Source organism: Rhodococcus sp. SB1D, from assembly GCF_048573875.1.
In the GTDB taxonomy this organism is placed as follows: domain Bacteria; phylum Actinomycetota; class Actinomycetes; order Mycobacteriales; family Mycobacteriaceae; genus Rhodococcus_F; species Rhodococcus_F qingshengii.
In genome coordinates this window covers 126,657-145,542 of record NZ_JBMAIQ010000013.1, presented here as the reverse complement: position 1 = coordinate 145,542, position 18,886 = coordinate 126,657, and the positions used below count along the sequence as shown (strand labels likewise).

General features: G+C 64.4%; 19 protein-coding genes. 7 read left to right on the top strand and 12 right to left on the bottom strand.

Annotated features, from left to right (window positions below):
* Positions 1 to 3: 3 nt before the first annotated feature.
* Complete coding sequence (locus ACN50D_RS25755; RefSeq protein WP_003945211.1) at positions 4 to 771, bottom strand: isoprenyl transferase; 768 nt, start codon at positions 769 to 771, stop codon at positions 4 to 6.
* A 172-nt stretch (positions 772 to 943) separates the two neighbouring features.
* Between ACN50D_RS25755 and trhA the strand changes: the two genes are divergently transcribed.
* Positions 944 to 1,612, top strand: coding sequence for a PAQR family membrane homeostasis protein TrhA (gene trhA / locus ACN50D_RS25750; RefSeq protein WP_003945269.1), 669 nt, complete (start codon positions 944 to 946; stop codon positions 1,610 to 1,612).
* Here trhA and ACN50D_RS25745 read toward each other — a convergent pair.
* Genes ACN50D_RS25745 through mca form a run of 3 tightly spaced genes read right to left on the bottom strand, consistent with a single transcriptional unit; the run spans position 1,579 to position 4,815 of the window.
* A complete protein-coding gene (locus ACN50D_RS25745) occupies positions 1,579 to 3,606 on the bottom strand; it encodes a thioredoxin domain-containing protein (protein ID WP_211920646.1) in 2,028 nt (675 codons plus the stop codon). The two genes, trhA and ACN50D_RS25745, sit on opposite strands and share 34 nt — an antisense overlap.
* A 19-nt stretch (positions 3,607 to 3,625) precedes the next feature.
* Positions 3,626 to 3,940 carry a hypothetical protein gene (locus ACN50D_RS25740; RefSeq protein WP_007726381.1) on the bottom strand — a complete coding sequence of 105 codons (315 nt, stop codon included), beginning with the start codon at positions 3,938 to 3,940 and terminating at the stop codon, positions 3,626 to 3,628.
* A complete protein-coding gene (gene mca / locus ACN50D_RS25735; protein ID WP_007726383.1) occupies positions 3,937 to 4,815 on the bottom strand; it encodes a mycothiol conjugate amidase Mca in 879 nt (292 codons plus the stop codon). Before mca ends, ACN50D_RS25740 begins: the two co-directional genes overlap by 4 nt.
* 303 nt (positions 4,816 to 5,118) lie before the next feature.
* On the opposite strand from mca, the gene ACN50D_RS25730 reads away from it, so the two are divergent.
* Positions 5,119 to 5,544 (top strand): DUF4307 domain-containing protein, encoded by a 426-nt coding sequence (locus tag ACN50D_RS25730; RefSeq protein WP_007726384.1) that lies wholly within the window; start codon positions 5,119 to 5,121, stop codon positions 5,542 to 5,544.
* A gap of 227 nt (positions 5,545 to 5,771) precedes the next feature.
* Positions 5,772 to 6,266, top strand: coding sequence for a transcription elongation factor GreA (greA, locus tag ACN50D_RS25725; protein ID WP_007726385.1), 495 nt, complete (start codon positions 5,772 to 5,774; stop codon positions 6,264 to 6,266).
* Positions 6,267 to 6,354: 88 nt separating this feature from the next.
* Here the strand turns inward: greA and ACN50D_RS25720 are convergent, their stop codons facing one another.
* Positions 6,355 to 7,455, bottom strand: coding sequence for an NlpC/P60 family protein (locus ACN50D_RS25720; protein WP_003943296.1), 1,101 nt, complete (start codon positions 7,453 to 7,455; stop codon positions 6,355 to 6,357).
* Positions 7,456 to 7,660: 205 nt separating this feature from the next.
* Here ACN50D_RS25720 and ACN50D_RS25715 point away from each other — a divergent pair, with 205 nt between their 5' ends.
* Both ACN50D_RS25715 and ACN50D_RS25710 read left to right on the top strand, forming a co-directional pair.
* Positions 7,661 to 7,906, top strand: coding sequence for a hypothetical protein (locus ACN50D_RS25715; protein WP_153211881.1), 246 nt, complete (start codon positions 7,661 to 7,663; stop codon positions 7,904 to 7,906).
* A complete protein-coding gene (locus ACN50D_RS25710) occupies positions 7,903 to 8,697 on the top strand; it encodes an FAD:protein FMN transferase (protein WP_003943281.1) in 795 nt (264 codons plus the stop codon). The genes ACN50D_RS25715 and ACN50D_RS25710 overlap by 4 nt, the downstream gene beginning before the upstream one ends.
* A gap of 6 nt (positions 8,698 to 8,703) precedes the next feature.
* On the opposite strand, the gene ilvA is transcribed toward ACN50D_RS25710, so the two are convergent.
* The 3 genes from ilvA to ACN50D_RS25695 all read right to left on the bottom strand — a co-directional run bounded on the left by ilvA (position 8,704) and on the right by ACN50D_RS25695 (position 12,605).
* A complete protein-coding gene (ilvA, locus tag ACN50D_RS25705; RefSeq protein ID WP_228402296.1) occupies positions 8,704 to 9,867 on the bottom strand; it encodes a threonine ammonia-lyase in 1,164 nt (387 codons plus the stop codon).
* 135 nt (positions 9,868 to 10,002) lie between these two features.
* Positions 10,003 to 11,175, bottom strand: coding sequence for a cystathionine gamma-synthase (locus ACN50D_RS25700; protein WP_007728802.1), 1,173 nt, complete (start codon positions 11,173 to 11,175; stop codon positions 10,003 to 10,005).
* A 44-nt stretch (positions 11,176 to 11,219) separates the two neighbouring features.
* On the bottom strand, positions 11,220 to 12,605 hold the full coding sequence (locus ACN50D_RS25695) for a cystathionine beta-synthase (protein ID WP_003943292.1): 1,386 nt from the start codon (positions 12,603 to 12,605) through the stop codon (positions 11,220 to 11,222).
* Between the two features lie 71 nt (positions 12,606 to 12,676).
* On the opposite strand from ACN50D_RS25695, the gene ACN50D_RS25690 reads away from it, so the two are divergent.
* Together ACN50D_RS25690 and ACN50D_RS25685 are read left to right on the top strand one after the other, a co-directional pair.
* Positions 12,677 to 13,648, top strand: coding sequence for an SGNH/GDSL hydrolase family protein (locus tag ACN50D_RS25690; RefSeq protein ID WP_042448870.1), 972 nt, complete (start codon positions 12,677 to 12,679; stop codon positions 13,646 to 13,648).
* A gap of 122 nt (positions 13,649 to 13,770) precedes the next feature.
* Positions 13,771 to 14,988 carry an acetyl-CoA C-acetyltransferase gene (locus ACN50D_RS25685; RefSeq protein WP_019744600.1) on the top strand — a complete coding sequence of 406 codons (1,218 nt, stop codon included), beginning with the start codon at positions 13,771 to 13,773 and terminating at the stop codon, positions 14,986 to 14,988.
* A gap of 66 nt (positions 14,989 to 15,054) precedes the next feature.
* Here ACN50D_RS25685 and ACN50D_RS25680 read toward each other — a convergent pair whose 3' ends face one another.
* From ACN50D_RS25680 to ACN50D_RS25665, 4 genes are all read right to left on the bottom strand, one after another.
* Complete coding sequence (locus ACN50D_RS25680) at positions 15,055 to 15,810, bottom strand: enoyl-CoA hydratase/isomerase family protein (RefSeq protein ID WP_058037251.1); 756 nt, start codon at positions 15,808 to 15,810, stop codon at positions 15,055 to 15,057.
* Positions 15,811 to 15,930: 120 nt separating this feature from the next.
* Positions 15,931 to 16,779 (bottom strand): Bax inhibitor-1/YccA family membrane protein, encoded by an 849-nt coding sequence (locus tag ACN50D_RS25675; protein ID WP_020970268.1) that lies wholly within the window; start codon positions 16,777 to 16,779, stop codon positions 15,931 to 15,933.
* 194 nt (positions 16,780 to 16,973) lie between these two features.
* Positions 16,974 to 18,110, bottom strand: a complete 1,137-nt coding sequence (locus ACN50D_RS25670; RefSeq protein ID WP_208690399.1) for a class I SAM-dependent methyltransferase — start codon at positions 18,108 to 18,110, stop codon at positions 16,974 to 16,976.
* 73 nt (positions 18,111 to 18,183) lie between these two features.
* Positions 18,184 to 18,870 carry a nitroreductase gene (locus tag ACN50D_RS25665; protein ID WP_042920892.1) on the bottom strand — a complete coding sequence of 229 codons (687 nt, stop codon included), beginning with the start codon at positions 18,868 to 18,870 and terminating at the stop codon, positions 18,184 to 18,186.
* Positions 18,871 to 18,886 lie beyond the last annotated feature (16 nt).

Sequence of the window (18,886 nt, the reverse complement as noted above, 5' to 3'; positions counted from 1 at the left end):
GGCTCAGGCGCCGAACCGGCGGTGGCGCGCCGCGTAATCGCGCAAGGCTCGAAGAAAGTCGACTCGACGGAACTCGGGCCAGTACGCCTCGGTGAACCAGATCTCCGAATAGGCGCTCTGCCACAACAGGAATCCGGAGAGCCGCTGCTCGCCGGAGGTGCGGATCACCAGATCCGGATCGGGCTGTCCCGACGTGTACAGATGCCCGTCGATGCCGTCGACCGTGACGGCCTGGATCAGTTCGTCTCCGCTCAGGCCCGCACCGATCTTGTCGCGCAGGAGCGATTGGACGGCGTCGGCGATCTCCTGACGCCCGCCGTATCCGATCGCGACGTTGACATGTGTCCCGGTTCGGCCGCTCGTCCCCGCCGCCGCTTCCCGCAAGCGCCTGGACTGCTCGGGAGGCAGAAGATCGAGAGCACCGACGATCTGCACACTCCAGTTCTTGCCGGGCCCGGAGATCTCTTCGACGACGTCGGTGATGATTTCGAGGAGGGTGTCGAGCTCTTCCGGCTCGCGGCGCAGGTTCTCGGTCGAGAGCAGGTAGATGGTTGCCATCTCGATTCCGGCGGCGTCGCACCACTCGAGCAATTCGGCAATTTTGAGCGCGCCCATGCGGTGCCCGTGACTGACATCGGTGAAGCCGTTCTCGCGAGCCCATCGCCGATTTCCGTCACACATCACGGCTACGTGCCGTGGGTGCGCGAGACCGTCGAGATGACTGAGGAGTCGTCGCTCGTAGATGCTGTACAGCAGTCCGCGCAGATTCACCGTGACATCACCATGGTGTCAAAGACTACGCCCGGCAGTGACAGCCACATGCGAGCGCCGTCACGCTTTTTGTACGCGTCGAAAACCCGCAGGTGGGTTATGCTACTGATGCGTAACCTACGGTACCGTAGGTTACGCGGTTTGCAACAGTACGGAACGAGAGGGGTTGCACATGACGGCATTCGGGCTCGACGAGCTTCCGGTCAAACCACGCATGCGCGGTTGGATCCATCTGTGGGCGCTCGGTGTCTCCGTCGTCGCGGGCATCGTTCTCGTCTCCGTAGCCGGCGCTCAGGTCGGCGCCAAAGCGGCTTGGGCAACCGCGATCTACAGCGTCACGATCTGCGGCCTCTTCGGCATCAGCGCGACGTATCACCGCATCCAGTGGCAGACGGTCAAGGGCCGTACGTGGATGAAGCGTGCGGACCATTCGATGATCTTTCTCTTCATCGCCGGCAGCTACACACCGTTCGCCATGCTCGGCCTCCCGACTCACACCGGCAAGATCATCCTCGCGATCGTGTGGGCAGGCGCGCTCGCCGGCGTCGCACTCAAGATGCTCTGGCCCACCGCCCCGAAATGGGTGGGAGTCCCGCTCTACCTGCTCCTCGGTTGGGCGATCGTTCCCGTGGTCGGTGAACTGACGCACCAGGTCGGTGTGGCGCCGATGGTGCTGCTGCTCGTCGGCGGAATCTTCTACAGCGTCGGCGCAATTCTGTACGCGACGAAATGGCCAAACCCGTGGCCCACGACGTTCGGGCATCACGAGTTCTTCCACGCCGCGACGGTCGTCGCAGCGATCTGCCACTACATCGCGGTATGGCTCGTCGTGTTCAACTGACTCGCCAGTTCCACCACCGTCGTCACCGGCCGATCACACACGAATCCCCGACAGATGTACGCGGCTTCACCTCCGTCGACGAGGGGTCGATCTGCAAGCAGCGGTGAAGAATCCGGCGCTCCGCCGACAACCACTGCACCACCCGGGGCAAGCCGGCGGGCATCGGCCAACAGCGAACCTTCCCCGACGACGGCCACCTGTATCGGACCACGCAACGACGCTTCCGCCACCGCGAGCCAGTGCCCCGCCGACCGAGGCGCACGCTCGAGCGGCAGCGTGGCCCTCGCCAGCGCGTCCGCCGCGGCCTGGGCGTAACGAGAAGAGCGCTCGGCATCGGTCAACGCCGCTGCGGTCAACAGAGCCTCCGCGACGCTCGACGCACCGGACGGCGTCGCGCCGTCCAACGGGTCTCGGGGCCGAGTCACGAGCGACTCCGCGAAATCGGCCGTGTCGAACCAGCTTCCCGGCTCGGCCGGATCAGCGAAGTGGTCGACAGTGACGTCGAGCAACTGCTGCGCCGCATCGAGCCACCGCGCCAATCCCGTTGCCTGGTATAGAGCCAGGAGGCCGGTGGCCAACATTGCGTAATCCTCGAGCACGCCCGTCGGGGCGCCGACAGCCCCGCCGAGGGAAGCGCGACGCAAGTGACCGTCCACCAGGTGAAGGTCGAGAAGAGCGCCTGCGCACTCGGCCGCCGCGGTGATCCAGTCGGGTCGGTCCAGGGCAAGTCCGGCTTCCGTCAAGGCCGTGACGGTCAGCCCGTTCCAGGCCGTCACCACCTTGTCGTCGCGGCCGGGCTGTGGACGCTGAGCCCGGACGGCGCGTAGAGCGTCGGAGACCGTCTGCCAGCGCGACCAGTCGTCGGGGTCACGGAGCAACTGCAGTACCGACGCACCCTCTTCGAAGGTTCCGGTATCGGTGACCCGGAACAACTCCGACGCCCACTGCCCGTCCTCCGCGCCGAGTACCTCGACCAGCTGCGTCGGCGTCCATACGTACGTGAGGCCTTCGACGCCGTCGGTGTCGGCATCGAGAGCCGAAGCGAAGCAACCGTTCTCGGTCAGCAGATCGGAGAGCAGGAACCTTGCGGTCTCCTCGGTGACGCGAGTGGCGAGGTCCGATCCGGTGCGCCGCGCCCAGTGCGCGTAGAACCGCAGGAGCAGCGCATTGTCGTAGAGCATCTTCTCGAAGTGCGGAACCACCCACTCGGCATCGACCGAGTACCGCGAGAAACCGCCACCCAACTGGTCGTAGATCCCGCCACGTGCCATTGCTTCGGCGGTGCGCTCGATGCCGCCGAGGATCTCGCCCGAACCCGTTCGCTCGTACTGTCGGAGCAGCCCCTCCAGTAGTGCCGACGGTGGAAACTTCGGTGCCCCACCGAATCCCCCGCGCGGGACGTCCTCGTCGCCGAGGATCGACCGGCCCGCCGCGTTCAGCAGCTCGGCGTCGATGGGTGCTCCGCCGTACGGAATCCCGCCCGACGCGCGCTGAAGTTCCGTGACGATCGACTGCGCCGCGTTGTCGACCTCGTCGCGCCGATTCGTGAAGGTGTCGACTATCGCTTCGAGAAGCTGTGTGAACGAAGGCATTCCGCCGCGAGGCGTCGGCGGGTAGTACGTGCCGCAGTAGAACGGTGAACCGTCGGGAGTCAGGAAACAGGTCATGGGCCAGCCGCCCTGGCCGGTCATCGCAACCGTCGCATTCATGTAGACGGCGTCGATGTCGGGACGTTCTTCTCGGTCCACCTTCACACAGACGAAGTTCGCGTTCATGACGGCCGCGATCTCGTCGTTCTCGAACGACTCGTGCGCCATGACGTGGCACCAGTGGCACGCCGAGTATCCGATCGAGAGGAGAATCGGCACGTTGCGCTCGCGCGCCCACTCCATCGCTTCTTCGCCCCACTGTTGCCAGTGGACCGGATTGTCGGCGTGCTGACGCAGGTAAGGGCTCGAGGACCCACCCAGGTTGTTCCGCATCCGTGGGTCCATCGCCGCTACCTCGTTCGTCTCAGGATTCTTGCTTGGGCTTCTTCTCGGTAGAGACGTTGGGTTCCGCCGGGCTCGGAGCAGTGATAGCTCCCCGGTCGGTGCCTTCGTCTGCCTGCTGATCGAGTTCGGGATGATCCGGTTCGAACGTCTCCGGCAGCTTCTTGAGCTGGCGGTTCATCGACCGAACCAGGAGGATCACACCGATGAGCAGCGCAAGAATCACCAGCAGGCCGACTGGAGACGACTTTCCGAACTCCGGGCCGGATGGGTTACTCGGGGTCTGAGCAAGAAATTGTGTGGTGCCGAGAACTACCTCGGCGGACAGAGCATTCACTTCTGAGCGTCCTCTTCGAGACCTGCGAACAGGTCGGTTTCCGGAATGGACGTGGTGACCCGCGTCTTGGCGAGCTCGAATTCCTCGGTGGGCCAGATCTTCTGCTGAATGTCGAGCGGCACAGCGAAGAACGAACCGTTGGGATCGATCTGCGTCGCGTGTGCGCGCAGAGCATCGTCACGCTGGGGAAAGTAGTCGCCGCACGTGACCTGAGTGGTCACCCGGACCATCATGTCGCCGCGTTCGGTCTTCCACTTCTTGAGCCAGTCCGCCATCGGGAACGGCTCTCCGCGACGCTCGTACTCCTCCTGGAAGAGTTCGAGGCGCTTACGGATGAATCCGTGCGAGTAGTAGACCTTCTTGATTTCCCACGGCTGACCGTCCTCGGGGAAGTACTCGGGATCGGCGGCGGCTTCGTAGGCTGCCATCGTCACCTCGTGGCACCGGATGTGATCCGGGTGCGGGTATCCGCCGTTCTCGTCGTACGTCGTGACGACGTGGGGACGGAACTCGCGAATCACCTTGACCAGAGCGCGCGTCGACTCTTCGAGCGGAACGAGGGCGAAGCACCCTTCGGGCAGCGGCGGAAGAGGGTCGCCCTCGGGAAGCCCGGAATCGACGAAACCGAGCCAGCGCTGCTTCACGCCCAGGATGCGAGCGGCCTCGGCCATCTCCTCCTGGCGAACTTCGCTGATTCGATCGCGGACACCGGGAACGTCCATGGCCGGGTTGAGAATGTCGCCACGCTCACCCCCGGTGAGCGTCAGGACCATCACTTCGTGGCCTTCGGCTGCATAACGGGCGGTGGTGGCCGCACCCTTGCTCGACTCGTCGTCGGGATGGGCATGGACGGCCATGAGCCGGAATCCGCTCACGTGTTCGTTCACCTCAACTTCACCTGTAGCCGTTGCCGGCAGTTCACCTGTAGCCGTCACCGGCAGTTCACCTGTAGCCGTCACCGGCAGTCTTCGAATCACACGCTGTGCACCGCTCGGATTACTCCGGGCCGTTGCCGTCAAACGTACCGACTGCCGACAAACCTACCGACGGCGCGACGGGATACGTCCTCTATAGTTCCACCCGAGAGTTCCTGGCGCAGCCGTGACCCCTTCGGTAATCCGGCGGGACACAGTCAGTTGCTGCACGACACGCGAACTCGAGTCTTCGAGAGCAGAGTGATGAGCAAACCGCTTCCCCAAGATCGGTACCCGAGCACAACTCGCACGGGCAGTCCCCGCAAGTGGATGGTGTGGGCTCTGACCGCTCTCGTCATCGTCGTAGGCGGCGGAATCGCGTACTACGCGTACGGAAAATTTGCGGTCAAGGAAATCGAGACCGAGACCATCTCGTTCGACATCGCCAACGACTCCACGGTGAAGATCCGTTTCACCGTCACACGCGACGACTCGTCGCGTGAAGCGATGTGCATCGTGCGCGCACGCTCGAAGGACGGCTCCGAAACCGGTCGACGTGAGGTCTACGTCCCGTCGTCGGAACATCAGACCCTCGAGTTCAACACCGAGGTCAAGACGTCCCAGCCGCCAGGCATGGCCGACGTCTACGGCTGCAGCTTCGACGTTCCGGAGTACCTGACCAAGAGCTGACCTCGGAACGCACCCACCCTGCCGGACGTTTGACGCCGGACAGGGCGGGTAGTCATGCGTGATAGAATTGCCCGATACACGGTTCCGGGTGGAACCGTGTATTGCTGCATTGACGCAAGGTTTGACGGCAAGGTTGCATCCCTGGTGGTGCTTCTGTGTCGTTGTTCGCTGCTGTTGCAGCGATCGTCGAGGGAGCCCCCGGCTCCGACTACTAGGGAGTGATCGAGATGACCGAGACCCAGGTGACCTGGCTTACCCAGGAATCACATGACAGGCTCAAGAACGAACTCGACCAGCTCATCGCCAATCGCCCGGTCATCGCCGCCGAGATCAACGAGCGTCGCGAAGAGGGCGACCTGAAGGAGAACGGCGGCTACCACGCTGCCCGCGAAGAGCAGGGTCAGCAGGAAGCCCGCATTCGCCAGCTCCAGGAGCTGCTGAACAGCGCAAAGGTCGGCGAGGCCCCCACTCAGTCCGGTGTCGCACTGCCCGGATCCGTAGTCAAGGTCTACTACGACGGCGACGAGAGTGACACCGAGACGTTCCTGATCGCTACCCGCGAAGAAGGCGCACGTGACGCCAAGCTCGAGGTCTACTCGCCGAACTCACCGCTGGGCGGCGCGCTACTCGAAGCCAAGGTCGGCGACACGCGTGAGTACAACCTGCCCAACGGCAGCACCATGAAGGTCACGCTGCTGAGCGCGGAGCCTTACCACAGCTGATCGGCTGTACCAGCTCTGAAAAGAAGCGCCACCCGACTCGGTCGGGTGGCGTTTCTTGCTCTGTCGGCGCTCGCTGTTTCCTGCCCACTCACACCACGCGGCGAGCCTTCATGCCGGCGAAGATCGGGCCGACCTTCACCACGTCGCCGAACGTGGGTGCGTGAAGCATCTGACCGTTGCCGACGTAGATCGCCACGTGGCCGGGGCCGCCTGCCTGCCAGTTGCCGAACAACAGGTCACCGGGCTGCGCCTGATCCAGCGGGATCTCGACGCCGACACCCCACTGCGTCTCCGAGGTCCGGGGCAGAGTCACCCCGGTGGCCGCGTGGATCGCGTACGACGTCAGCCCCGAGCAGTCGAACCCGCCCATCGACGGCCCGTTGATGTTTCCGCCACCCCACACGTACGGCAATCCGAGAAACTTCAGACCGGCCTCGACGACGCCGCCCACCGCTGCGGCGAGGTTGTTGTAGTCGAAGGGCGCAAGCATCAGGGCGAACGAGTCCTGCAACGATTTGATCTGGGCGACGAACGGAGCGGCGACCGCCTGCTCCGCAGGAACCTCGCCCGACTTGTCTGCCGGAACGCCGCCCGCTTCGCGAACTGCGTCCGGCCCGACGTCGTAGGCAGCGAGCGCGAGGTCGACGGTATCGCCCTCGACCTCACCGGACTTCTGCCAGGACTGCGCTTGCTTCACGAGATCGCACAACCGGTATCCGGTTGTCATCACCGGATCGGCAACGCCCAGGATGTCCATCTTTCCGTCGCCGTCACCGTCCTTGCCGTATGCCGTCCACGCTGCGGTGGTGAAGCGGCCAGGCCCGCGCCCACCTTCCGGTGAGATGTCGGTATCGGGTCCGTACTTGAATCCGTTCTCGACCGAGTACAGCGAGGCGATCACCGCGGGCGTGATCTCCGAGCACAGAGCACCGGCCTTTTTGATCCACGGCGCGAACACTGCCACCGCTCCCACGGGCGCCAATGTCGCTCCCGGAAAGTTGGAGGGTACGGAAGGCACGATTCCCTCAGGTGTGTCCTGAGTTCGTGCCGGTCCGTTCCAGGCTGCAAGTGAGACTGCAGCATTCGAAGACTCGTTCTTCTCGACTTGTGCGGGCGCTCCGAGAGTTCCACTCATCACGCCCAGTGCGGTGCCGATCGACACAGCGATCGCCAGGACACCGACTGCCATCCGAACCTCCGATAAACCTCTGAAAATCCACGTACGTGGTCGTACCCGAAACTTGTCGGTGCGAACATCTACTCTTTCGAACATGCATTCGACACGGCTCAGTCTCGCGACTCCTGTAACCAATGTCTCATTTATCTCGGCGGGCGTTACGCAAATGACTACAGACGCCAAGGCTTTTCTCAGGTTCGGCGTGCAAGCTGAGTCCATGAGCGACGATCGGCCACGACCCGCCCGGGGACGCACTACGGTGTATCGACCCGTTCGCCTCGCCCTCGCAGCCACGGCTGTGGCGGGAGCACTCGCAAGCGGCGGACTTTCACTCGTTTCTTCTCCCACTGCCACGGCACTCGCACCGGACACGTCGGCTTCTCACACCAAGAATCCCGTAGCGAAGCGGCCCGTCGTGGTCGCCGGATTCGGAACCCCGGACGCCGTCTCCAACGGTTCGTGAGTACTCCGCGCTCGGCCTCCGAGTGGCTCACGTGGGGGGTTCAGGCCCGGGTCGTCGTCACCGACCCTGAAGTCCTTCCCTCCGCGGCCAGCCTGGTTCGCGGGTACCTCACCGCTGCCGACGCCGCCACCAATCGAGATCGTGCCGACTCCGAGATTCGTACCTATGTCAGCGCCGCGAGCAACGTCGACGGCGTCGCCGTGACCCCGATGTTCGCGCACTTCCTCGAAGACGCGTTGGCTGTCGCACGACTGACCGACGGCAAACTCACGCCGACGGCCGGGTCGGCAGACCCTCACTCCTGGTGGAAGATTCGCGTCGAGAACAACCGCGTGTACAGCCCGGACGACGTCGTTCTCGATCTGTCCGCGACGGCCCGCGCCAGTTCAGCGGACCACTGTGCCGCGTCCACTGCGACTCTTCTCGGGTGTGGCGTGCTGGTCGGCCTCGGCGGGGACATCGCGGTTGCCGGCCCGGCGCCGGAAGACGGCTGGCAGATTCAGGTGCAAGACCTGCCCGGCGACCCGACCTGCCAGGTAGCACTTCCGTCCGACTGCGGGATCGCCACGGCCAGCACCGTCAAGCCACTGCACCGCGAATCGACGGCGACGCCGATGTGGCGCACGGTGTCGGTGATTGCATCCTCCTGCGCTCAGGCCGCCGCATTCAGTCGGGTTGCGGTCGGCATGGGCGGTTCGGCCATCGACTGGCTACATCAACTCGACGTACCCGCCAGGCTGGTCGACCAGGAGTACCGCGTGACGGTTCTGGGCGGCTGGCCTGACGAGTAACTCGCCTCAGTTCTGCAGTCGTACTGCGTAACCGGCGCCGTCGAAGGCCGTCAGAAGTTCCGCCTTGTTGTCCGGACCACGCGTCTCGACGGTGAGGAAGACTTCCACTTCGTCGAGTGCAAGTTCGCCACCGGTACGGGAATGGATGACATCGACCACGCTGGCGCCGTTCGCTCGAACCACTTCGAGCAACGAGACCAGTGCGCCCGGCCGATCGTCGATGGTGATGTGAACTCCGAGGAACCGTCCGGCCGCTCGCAGACCGTGCGAGATGACGTGCGTGAGAAGTAGCGGATCGATGTTGCCGCCGGAAAGCACGGCGCACACCGGCCCTGTCAGTCCCAGCTCCTCCGGAGTACAGGTCATCAAGGCCGCGACGGCCGCGACGCCGGCCGGTTCGACGATGAGCTTGGCGCGTTCGAGGCACAGCAGGAGCGCTTTGGACAGCGCTTCCTCGCTGACCGTCACCACGGCGTCGACATGGGCGGCAACTTCGGCGAACGGAACCTCGCCCGGGCAGCCAACGGCGATACCGTCTGCCATCGTGGACATCGACGCCAAGGCGGTCGGCTTCCCGGCTGCCAACGACGCCGGCCAGGCAGCCGCGGTCTCGGCTTGCACTCCGACGATTCGGACCTGCGGGCGCACAGCTTTGACGGCTGCAGCCACTCCGGCGATCAAACCGCCGCCGCCGGTGGGAACGAGGATCGTGCCGACCTCAGGCAGTTGCTCGAGGATTTCGAGCCCCACAGTCCCCTGCCCCGCCACGACGTCCTCGTGGTCGAACGGGTGGACCAGAACTGCTCCGGTTCGGTCCGCGAATTCGCGAGCGGCCACGAGCGCTTCGTCGACAGTCGAACCGTGCAGGTGGACCTGAGCTCCATATGCCTTGGTGGCCACCAACTTCGGCAGCGGCGCACCCGTCGGCATGAAGACGGTCGACTTGATTCCCAATTCTGTTGCAGACCAGGCAACTCCCTGCGCATGGTTACCGGCACTGGCCGCCACCACGCCCGCTGCCCGTTCCTCTGCGGAAAGATTGGCAATGCGGTTGTACGCACCGCGCGGTTTGAAAGAGCCGGTGCGCTGCAGATTTTCACATTTCAAACTCACGGCGAAGCCGGTGGTTTCGGACAACACTCGCGAGGCCACGACCGGGGTGCGTCGCATGACCGGGGCGAGCAGTTGCTGTGCAGCCTTTATCTGTTCGAGATTCACGCATGCCTCCAGAAAGTGCGCCTCCACACCCTCGTGAGGTGTGAAGGCGCACTGCAGATTCGAAGTCGAATTACTGTAGAGCGAAGATCAGGACAGCGCTTGCTCGATGTCGCCGACCAGATCGGAGGCGTCTTCGATGCCGACCGACAGGCGAACCAGATCGTCGGGAACCTCGAGAGCGGAACCGGCCGTCGAGGCGTGGGTCATCGCACCGGGGAATTCGATGAGGGATTCGACTCCGCCGAGAGATTCTGCCAGCGTGAAGATCTCGGTGCGCGAGCACAGGTCGAGAGCTGCCGCCTTGCCGCCCTTGAGACGGACGGAGATCATGCCGCCGAAGCGTCGCATCTGCTTGGCCGCGACCTTGTGCGACGGATGCGAAGCCAGTCCCGGATAGATGACGCTGGCAACCGCGGGGTGGCCGTCGAGCAATTCGACGACCTTCTCCGCGTTGTCACTGTGACGCTCCATGCGCAGCGCCAGTGTCTTGATTCCGCGCAACGTCAGGAACGCGTCGAACGGGCCGGGAACGCCGCCGGATCCGTTCTGCAGGAAGGCAAACGCGGTGTCCAGTTCTTCGTCGTTGCAGACGAGAGCGCCACCGACCACGTCGGAGTGTCCGCCGATGTACTTGGTCGTGGAGTGCAGCGCGATGTCGGCACCGAGCTGCAGCGGCTGCTGCAGGTACGGCGAGGCGAAGGTGTTGTCCACCACGATCTTTGCGTTGCCCTCGTGGGCGACCTCGGCAAGGAGCTCGATGTCACCGATATTGAGCAGCGGGTTCGTGGGCGTCTCGACCCAGACCAGCTTGGTGTTGGACTTCATCGCCGCGCGCACCGCATCGACGTCGGACACCGGAGCCGGGGTGTACTCGATCCCCCACTGCGTGAACACCTTGTCGATGAGACGGAAGGTTCCGCCGTACGCGTCGTCGGGGATGACCAGGTGATCGCCGGGTCGAAGTACCGAACGGAGCAGGCAGTCGGTGGCCGCCATTCCCGAACTGAACGCTCGGCCGTAGGTTCCGGATTCGAGCGCGGCGAGGTTCGCCTCGAGTGGGCGACGGGTGGGGTTACCCGTTCGCGCGTACTCGAAGCCACTGCGCATTCCACCGACGCCGTCCTGGGCGAAGGTGGAACTCGCGTAGATCGGCACGTTGACCGCACCGGTCAGCGGATCGGGTTCGTAACCCGCATGCACCGCTTTCGTGGAGAAACCCTGCCAGCTGATGTTGTCGGCCTTGCTGCGTTGCTCACTCATGGTCCCCAGCCTAATGGCGCCGGTGCCGGCGCAGGAATCCGAACTCAGGAATCCGAACTCAGGAAACCCAGGAGATCGTGGCGCGTGATGACACCGACCGGCTTGCCGTCGTCGACGACCATGAGTGCGTCGGTGTCCCCGAGCGCCTTCGTGGCAGCCGAGACCGGCTCGCCGGAACCGATGAGCGGGAACGGCTTGCTCATGTGCTTCTCGACGGAATCCGCAAGGTGCGCACGGCCTTCGAAGACCGCGCTCAGCAGATCTCGCTCGGACACACTTCCGGCGACCTCGCCTGCCATGACCGGCGGCTCAGCACCGACGACGGGCATCTGGGACACGCCGTACTCGCGCAGGATCTCGATCGCGTCGCGCAGGGTCTCCGACGGGTGGGTGTGAACGAGGTCCGGCAGCTCGCCCGACTTGCCACGCAGAACGTCGCCGACGGTGGGGACGTTGGTCTTGCCGTCGAGTGGGGTGCGCAGGAATCCGTACGACGCCATCCACTGATCGTTGAAGATCTTGGACAGGTAGCCGCGGCCACCGTCCGGGAGGAGGACGACGATCAGGGCGTCGGGACCCTCACGCTTGGCTACTTCGAGGGCAGCGACGACGGCCATACCGCAGGAACCGCCGACCAGCAGTCCCTCCTCGCGGGCGAGGCGACGCGTCATCTCGAAGGAATCGGCATCCGAGACGGCGATGATCTCGTCCGGGATGGACGGGTCGTATGCCGACGGCCAGAAGTCTTCGCCGACGCCTTCGACCAGATACGGACGACCGGTGCCGCCGGAGTAGACGGAGCCCTCGGGGTCTGCGCCGATGACCTTGACCTTGCCGCCCGAAACTTCCTTGAGGTAGCGGCCGGTGCCGGTGATGGTGCCGCCGGTGCCGACGCCCGCGACGAAGTGCGTGATCTTGCCGTCGGTGTCGGCCCAGATCTCGGGGCCGGTGGTCTCGTAGTGGCTCTCCGGTCCGCCCGGGTTGGAGTACTGGTTGGGCTTCCAGGCGCCGGGGATCTCACGGGTGAGGCGGTCGGAGACGCTGTAGTAGCTGTTCGGGTTGTCCGGCGCGACGGCCGTGGGGCACACGACCACCTCGGCGCCGTAGGCGCGCAGGACGTTGCGCTTGTCTTCGCTGACCTTGTCTGGGCAGACGAAAACGCACTTGTATCCACGCTTTTGCGCCACGAGCGCCAAGCCGATTCCGGTGTTGCCCGAAGTCGGCTCGACGATGGTGCCGCCCGGCTTCAGTTCACCCGAAGCCTCGGCTGCGTCGATCATCTTGACGGCGATGCGGTCCTTGGAGCTACCGCCAGGGTTGAGGTATTCGACCTTGGCTGCCACCGTGCCGAAGTTTTCGCCCGTGACGGACGTGAGCTTGACGAGTGGGGTGTTGCCGATGAGGTCGACGACGTGTTCCGCGATGCGCATTCGTCCATGTTCCCAGATGAAAGAAAACGGTGCGCGCGGACGTCGGGCGAAGGTGGTGCAATCCGGCTAGATTGGCAAGTGTGAGTCGAACCGGACTGAAAGCGTCGGTGGCCACGGTGGTGGCCGGATCGAGTGCAGGCACGCTCTCCTGGTTGGGCTACAACTATCTGATGTCGCAGGCGGGGGCGGCCCGCGGGGTGATCGGTCGCAATATCGCCAAGCCACCCGAGGCGGACGGGGTGTACGCACCCGGCGCCGACAACCCGGAACTCTGGTGGCGGGCCGTGCCCTTCGATCTCCACTTGATGATCTTCGGCGATTCGTCTGCGGCCGGCGTCGGCGCGCTGACGGCCTCGGAAGTACCGGGTGTTCAGGTCGCGAAGCTGCTTGCGAGTGAAACCGGGAAGCGAATCCGTTTGAGCACCAAGGCCATCGGGGGCGCCACCTCCCGCGGGTTGAGTGGGCAGGTCGACGCCATGTTCGTCGCCGGTCCTCCCCCGGACGCTGCGGTGATCCTGATCGGCGCCAACGACGTCACCGCCAAGAACGCGATTCACGCGTCGGCTAAACGCCTCGGCGACGCGGTTCGACGCTTACGCGAGAGCGGCGCCGTCGTTGTTGTCGGCACCTGCCCGGATCTGGGGGTGGTCACGGCGATCCCGCAACCTCTGCGCTCCGTGGTGCGCGAATGGGGCCATCGCCTCGCACTCGCCCAGGCGGCCGCGACCAGAAACGCCGGGGGTCATCCCGTTCCACTGGCCGACCTGCTGGCCAAGGAATTCCTGGCCTCGCCCGACACGATGTTCTCGGCCGACCGTTTCCATCCGTCCGCGGCCGGATACGAACTCGCGGCGAAGCAGATCGTCCCGGTTCTCGCGTCGGCTCTGGGTGAATGGCAGGGTGGCCCGCTACCCGAGCTCCCCCACGTTTCGGAGGCGGCGCAAGCCCGCACCGTCGCGGCCCGACTGACGGCGGCGGCAACCCAGTGGAAAGCCTTCGCGAGACGCACAAAACCTGCAGGTCAGCGCCCCGACGTCAACTGAGTGAGACTGCGTGACCACCATCTGGGAGCGGCAACGTAAATTGTAAGTCGAAGCTGCATTCAACTTGCCCTGCTCGACGGCGTTTCAAGCCGCCCCACGAGCAGTACACAAAAGGAGTTTTCATGCCCGAGGCAGTAATCGTCTCAGCAGTACGGTCGCCCATCGGCCGCGCAATGAAGGGTTCGCTCAAGGACATCCGCCCGGATGACCTCGCAACTCAGATGGTTGCCGCCGCGTTGGCAAAGATCCCCGAGCTCGACCCCACCGAGATCGACGACCTCATGCTCGGTTGCGGCCAGCCCGCCGGCCAGTCGGGCTTCAACATCGCCCGAGTCGTCGCCGTTCAGCTCGGCTACGACTTCCTCCCCGGTGTCACGGTCAACCGTTACTGTTCCTCCTCGCTGCAGACCACCCGCATGGCGCTGCACGCCATCCGCGCAGGCGAGGGCGACGTCTTCATCTCCGCAGGCGTCGAGTCCGTCTCCAGCTTCATCACCGGCAACGCCGACGGCCTCCCCAACACCAAGAATCCGCTCTTCGACGCAGCGCAGGCCCGTAGCGCCAAGCTCGCCGAAGGTGGAGTCGCCTGGACCGATCCTCGCGAAGAGGGCCTGATCCCCGACGTGTACCTGGGCATGGGCCAGACCGCGGAGAACGTCGCTTCCGCCACCGGAATCACCCGCGAAGACCAGGACCGCTGGGCAGTTCGCAGTCAGAACCGCGCCGAGGAAGCCATCGCTCGCGGCTTCTTCGAGCGTGAGATCACGCCCGTCACGCTCGCCGACGGCACCGTCGTCTCCAAGGACGACGGCCCCCGCGCCGGCACCACCTACGAGGGCATCAGCGGCCTCAAGCCCGTCTTCCGCCCCGACGGCACCGTCACCGCCGGCAATGCCTGCCCGCTCAACGACGGCGCAGCCGCACTGGTGATCATGTCCGACACCAAGGCAAAGGCACTCGGCCTGACCCCGCTCGCTCGCATCGTCTCCACCGGCGTCTCGGGCCTGTCCCCCGAGATCATGGGCCTCGGCCCGATCCAGGCCGTCAAGAACGCCCTGAAGATCGCCGGCAAGTCGATCTCCGACATCGACCTGTTCGAGATCAACGAGGCATTCGCAGTGCAGGTCCTCGGATCCGCTCGCGAACTGGGCATCGAAGAGGACAAGCTCAACATCTCCGGTGGCGCGATCGCGCTGGGTCACCCCTTCGGTATGACCGGTGCCCGTATCACCAACACCCTGATCAACAACCTGCAGGAGCAGGACAAGACCTTCGGCGTCGAGACCATGTGTGTCGGCGGCGGACAGGGCATGGCAATGGTGATCGAGCGCCTCAGCTGATCCCCTGAGCACGTCGAAAGCGGCCGCCCGGCTTCTGCCGGGCGGCCGCTTTCGTGTGGTCGGGTTTCAGGTAGTCGTGAACTTCCGAGCAAAACTCCCCAACTCGCGAATCAACTCTCGCGCAGCGTCGTCCTCACGCTGCACGGCAGCGCGAGCTTCGTCCGCCCATCCGTGACGGAGCAGTCGTTTGGCGGCAAGGACTGCCGGTCCGACGTTGGCGGCAATCTGCTCGGCGCTCTCCCGAGCACGGCTGTGAACCTCTTCGGCCGGTACGGCCACGTTCGCCAGTCCGTAGTCGGCCGCTTCGACGCCGCTGAGCCACCGCGCCGACAGGATCAGCTCGGCGGCGCGCTGTGTTCCGATCACCTTGGGCAGCAACCAACTACTGGCAGCTTCGGGAGCGGTACCCAGCGAGGTGAACGGTGCACGCAGACGTGCGTCCTCGGCAACGTAGACGACGTCGCAGTAAAGCAGCATGGTCAGGCCGATGCCGACGGCAGCGCCGTGTACCGCGGCGATCAATGGCTTCGGGAACTCCACCAGCGCGACGATCAGCGGCGCGAATGCGTGGCCGAAGTCGGCGTTGTCTGCGCCTGGTTCGGCGAGTGCGCGTAGGTCGACGCCACTGGAAAATGCCTTGCCTGCGCCCTCGACGATCACCACGGCCACGGCTTCGTCCGACGCCGCGTCGTCGAGCGCTTTGGTGAACGCTCGAAAACCGGCTGCATCAAATGCGTTCAGGCGACTCGGATTATTGAAGGTCAGCGTTCGCACTGCTCCGGCATCCGCGACCAGGATGGGTTCAGAGGTGTTTGTCGACATTCGCTCCCCTTCCTTCCAAACCAAGCAGTTGCTAGTTATCCAAGCACCGTAACCGTCCACAGACGACAAAAGAAGGGCCCCTCGCGGGGCCCTTCTTCGTGTTCCGGAGCGACTCGAGAACTAGTCGTTGTTGAAGTAGCTCAGCAGACGCAGGATCTCGACGTACAGCCAGACCAAGGTGACGGTGAGGCCGAATGCGACGCCCCAGGCTGCCTTCTCGGGCGCCTGTGCGCGGATCAGCTGATCAGCGGCGTCGAAGTCGAGCAGGAAGCTGAAGGCTGCGATGCCGATGCAGACGAGGCTGAAGATGATGGCGACGGTTCCACCGTCACGCAGGCCCAGTCCGCCCTCGGTGAAGAAGCTCGCGACGAGGTTACCGAGCGCCAGAACGACAACACCGATCAACGCACCGATGATCATTCGCGTCAGACGAGGTGTCACCCGGATCGCACCGGTCTTGTAGACGACCAACATGCCGAAGAACACGCCGAAGGTTCCGAGGACCGCCTGCGCAATCAGCATCGACGCGTCAGCGCCTTGGAGTTGGAAGGTGAACATGAACGACAGCGCACCGAGGAACAGACCCTCGGCCGCGGCGTACGCCAACACGATTGCCGGGTTGTCCATTTTGCGACCGAACGTCGCGACCAGAACCAGAACGAGGCCGACGAGACCGCCGCCGATGACCAGCGGGGCTGCGAGGTCGGCGTTGTTGTTGACCAGGAAGTACGACACCAGTGCCGAGATCGTCAGCACACCGAGCGTGATGCCCGTCTTGGTGACGACGTCGTCGATCGTCATGGCCCGCGAGGTGGGACCGGTCTGGTACGGCTCGGCCGGAGCGTACTGCGGCTGACCGAACTGCTGGGTTGCCTGCGAGGCGCCCGCCGTCGCAGATCCGAACGAGGCGTATCCGTTGCCCTCTTGCTTGGGCAGATTGCGGAACACCGGGTTGCTGGTGGTGCGCACCGTGATCATCCCTTCATCGTGGTGGCCTACGACGGGTGCGTCGCGGGTTCGCCGGACGGATCCGAGTTTCCGACACGGTCCGTGTACCTGACTAAAAGTAAAGCACTCGTAATTTACAACGTCGAAGCTTCGGTTGTAGTTCCCGGCGCATTTCCGGAAGATCAACACTCTTCGACACTCGTCCCTTTTCGATACTAGGACGGTTTGACCGACTTCATCACGATGAACTTCGCGTTCTTCGCCATCGCCTCGCTCGGACCCACCGCGGCTTTCAACGGTTCGCGATACCCCAGATGCGCGTTGTGAACAGTCCACAACTCGCCACCGGGACGCAGGACACGGCCGGCAGCTTCGAACATCTTGAGTGCTCCGCCGGTGTGGACCGCCGCGCCGACGTGGAACGGCGGGTTCAACAGAACCAGATCCGCGCTCGCACTGGGCAACGAACTCACGGCGTCGTCGCGCAGGCCGCTCACTCGATCGCCGACGCCATTTGCGGACGCGGTCGCCAGAGCCGAAGCGACGGCTGCCGAGGACTGATCCGTTGCGATCACGTGCACGTCCGGGAACTTCCGCGCAATCGCCGCCGCGAGAATGCCGCTGCCACAACCCAGATCGATCACGTCACTCAGCGGATCGACCGCAATCTTTCCGAGGTTCTCCAGGAGCAACCGGGTGCCGATGTCCAGGCTCGCACCGGCAAACACTGCGCCGTGAGCAACGACGTCGAGGTCGAATTCGTCGAGGCGTTCGGTCACCGGGAACGTGATAGCAACATCGGGCTTCGGTTCCGAAGCCTTGAGTACGCGGGACTTCTGACGCCCACGCGAGGCGCTGACGTCGGAAAACGATTCGCCGAGAACCTTGTTCATCGCCGGGGTGATGTGCTTGTCACGCCCACCGGCGAAGACACGAACCGCCGGGTCGGCGTGAAGCGCGATCAGCTGGGCGATCTCGGCAAGTTCGGCGAGGCTACGCGGCAATTGCATAAGCACGACGCGGGCGCCGCTGAGCAACTCCTCGTCCAGTCCGTGCGAGGTGAAGGCGTCACTGAATCCGAGTTCGCGCGCATTGTTCGCGAGGGCCAGCTCTCCGGTGAGCGGATCCTGGTGAACGCGCACGGCGGCGATTCCGTGCACGAGCGCAACACCGGCAGTCAGCGCACCGTAATGATCGCCGATCACGACGTCGGTGCCCGCCGGTGCCGCGGCAAGAGCGTCGGCGGCCTCGTCGAGGATCAGACGATCAGCCGCATCGACGGCAAAGAGATTGGGTGCCTCGACATCGGGGAATCGGCGCAGACGATCGAACAGTTCGGGTGTGTCGGACATGCCACCAGTCTTTCAGGTGGAACTACGCAACACTCAATCCCCCGACCAGCAGGTGATCAGTTCGACATCCCTGTCAGTTCGACATCCACTGCACGACGTTGTCGACGATTTCGCGTTCGGTGCGGAATCCGTTCACCGGGTGGTCGGCGTCGGGGTATCCGAACGAGATCGCGCAGACAACCTTGCGAGTGTCGTCGATACCGAAATGCTCGTGAATGAACTTGGAGCTGCCCGCGAGCGCCGCCTGCGGAATGGTGGCGACCCCCAGACTCTGGGCCGCGAGCAGGAAGCTGTTCACGTACAACCCGCAGTCGACTGCGCCGTAGGTGCCCAATGCCTCGTCGGTGGTGATGATCGCGACGTGGGGAGCGCCGAAGAGCTCGAAATTCTTCATCGTCTGTGCCGCGGATCCGGCGCGGTCACCGTGCTCGATTCCGACGCTCGAATACAGCGCCATCGCGCAGTCGAACCGACGCGACTTGTAGATGCCCTGGTACGCGCGCGGGAACTCGAAGTCCGACTCCTGGGCGTTGGCCATCACGTACTCACCGAGGCCGGCGCGGAATCGCTCGGTGCCCTCCCCTTCGGTGATCGCGACCTGCCACGGTTGCGTGTTGCACCACGACGGCGTCTTCTGCGCCAACCGAAGGATCTCCTCGATCACCTCACGTGGCACCTGACGGTCCTCGTAGGCGCGGCAGCTGATCCGGGCGTCGAGCAACGCTTCCAGGCTCGTATCCACGACGATGCTCTCGGTCATGTGTTCTCTCCTCGAT

What these genes read in the sequence shown, in the direction of transcription:
- ACN50D_RS25665 (WP_042920892.1), bottom strand. Translation starts at nt 18,870, where the DNA reads ATGACCGAGAGCATCGTCGTGGATACGAGCCTGGAAGCGTTGCTCGAC.
- ACN50D_RS25715 (WP_153211881.1), top strand. Translation starts at nt 7,661, where the DNA reads ATGAGCGACGATCGGCCACGACCCGCCCGGGGACGCACTACGGTGTAT.
- ilvA (WP_228402296.1), bottom strand. Translation starts at nt 9,867, where the DNA reads ATGCGACGCACCCCGGTCGTGGCCTCGCGAGTGTTGTCCGAAACCACC.
- ACN50D_RS25730 (WP_007726384.1), top strand. Translation starts at nt 5,119, where the DNA reads ATGAGCAAACCGCTTCCCCAAGATCGGTACCCGAGCACAACTCGCACG.
- ACN50D_RS25670 (WP_208690399.1), bottom strand. Translation starts at nt 18,110, where the DNA reads ATGTCCGACACACCCGAACTGTTCGATCGTCTGCGCCGATTCCCCGAT.
- ACN50D_RS25720 (WP_003943296.1), bottom strand. Translation starts at nt 7,455, where the DNA reads ATGGCAGTCGGTGTCCTGGCGATCGCTGTGTCGATCGGCACCGCACTG.
- greA (WP_007726385.1), top strand. Translation starts at nt 5,772, where the DNA reads ATGACCGAGACCCAGGTGACCTGGCTTACCCAGGAATCACATGACAGG.
- ACN50D_RS25680 (WP_058037251.1), bottom strand. Translation starts at nt 15,810, where the DNA reads ATGTCGACAAACACCTCTGAACCCATCCTGGTCGCGGATGCCGGAGCA.
- ACN50D_RS25700 (WP_007728802.1), bottom strand. Translation starts at nt 11,175, where the DNA reads ATGAGTGAGCAACGCAGCAAGGCCGACAACATCAGCTGGCAGGGTTTC.
- trhA (WP_003945269.1), top strand. Translation starts at nt 944, where the DNA reads ATGACGGCATTCGGGCTCGACGAGCTTCCGGTCAAACCACGCATGCGC.
- ACN50D_RS25695 (WP_003943292.1), bottom strand. Translation starts at nt 12,605, where the DNA reads ATGCGCATCGCGGAACACGTCGTCGACCTCATCGGCAACACCCCACTC.
- ACN50D_RS25745 (WP_211920646.1), bottom strand. Translation starts at nt 3,606, where the DNA reads ATGGACCCACGGATGCGGAACAACCTGGGTGGGTCCTCGAGCCCTTAC.
- ACN50D_RS25685 (WP_019744600.1), top strand. Translation starts at nt 13,771, where the DNA reads ATGCCCGAGGCAGTAATCGTCTCAGCAGTACGGTCGCCCATCGGCCGC.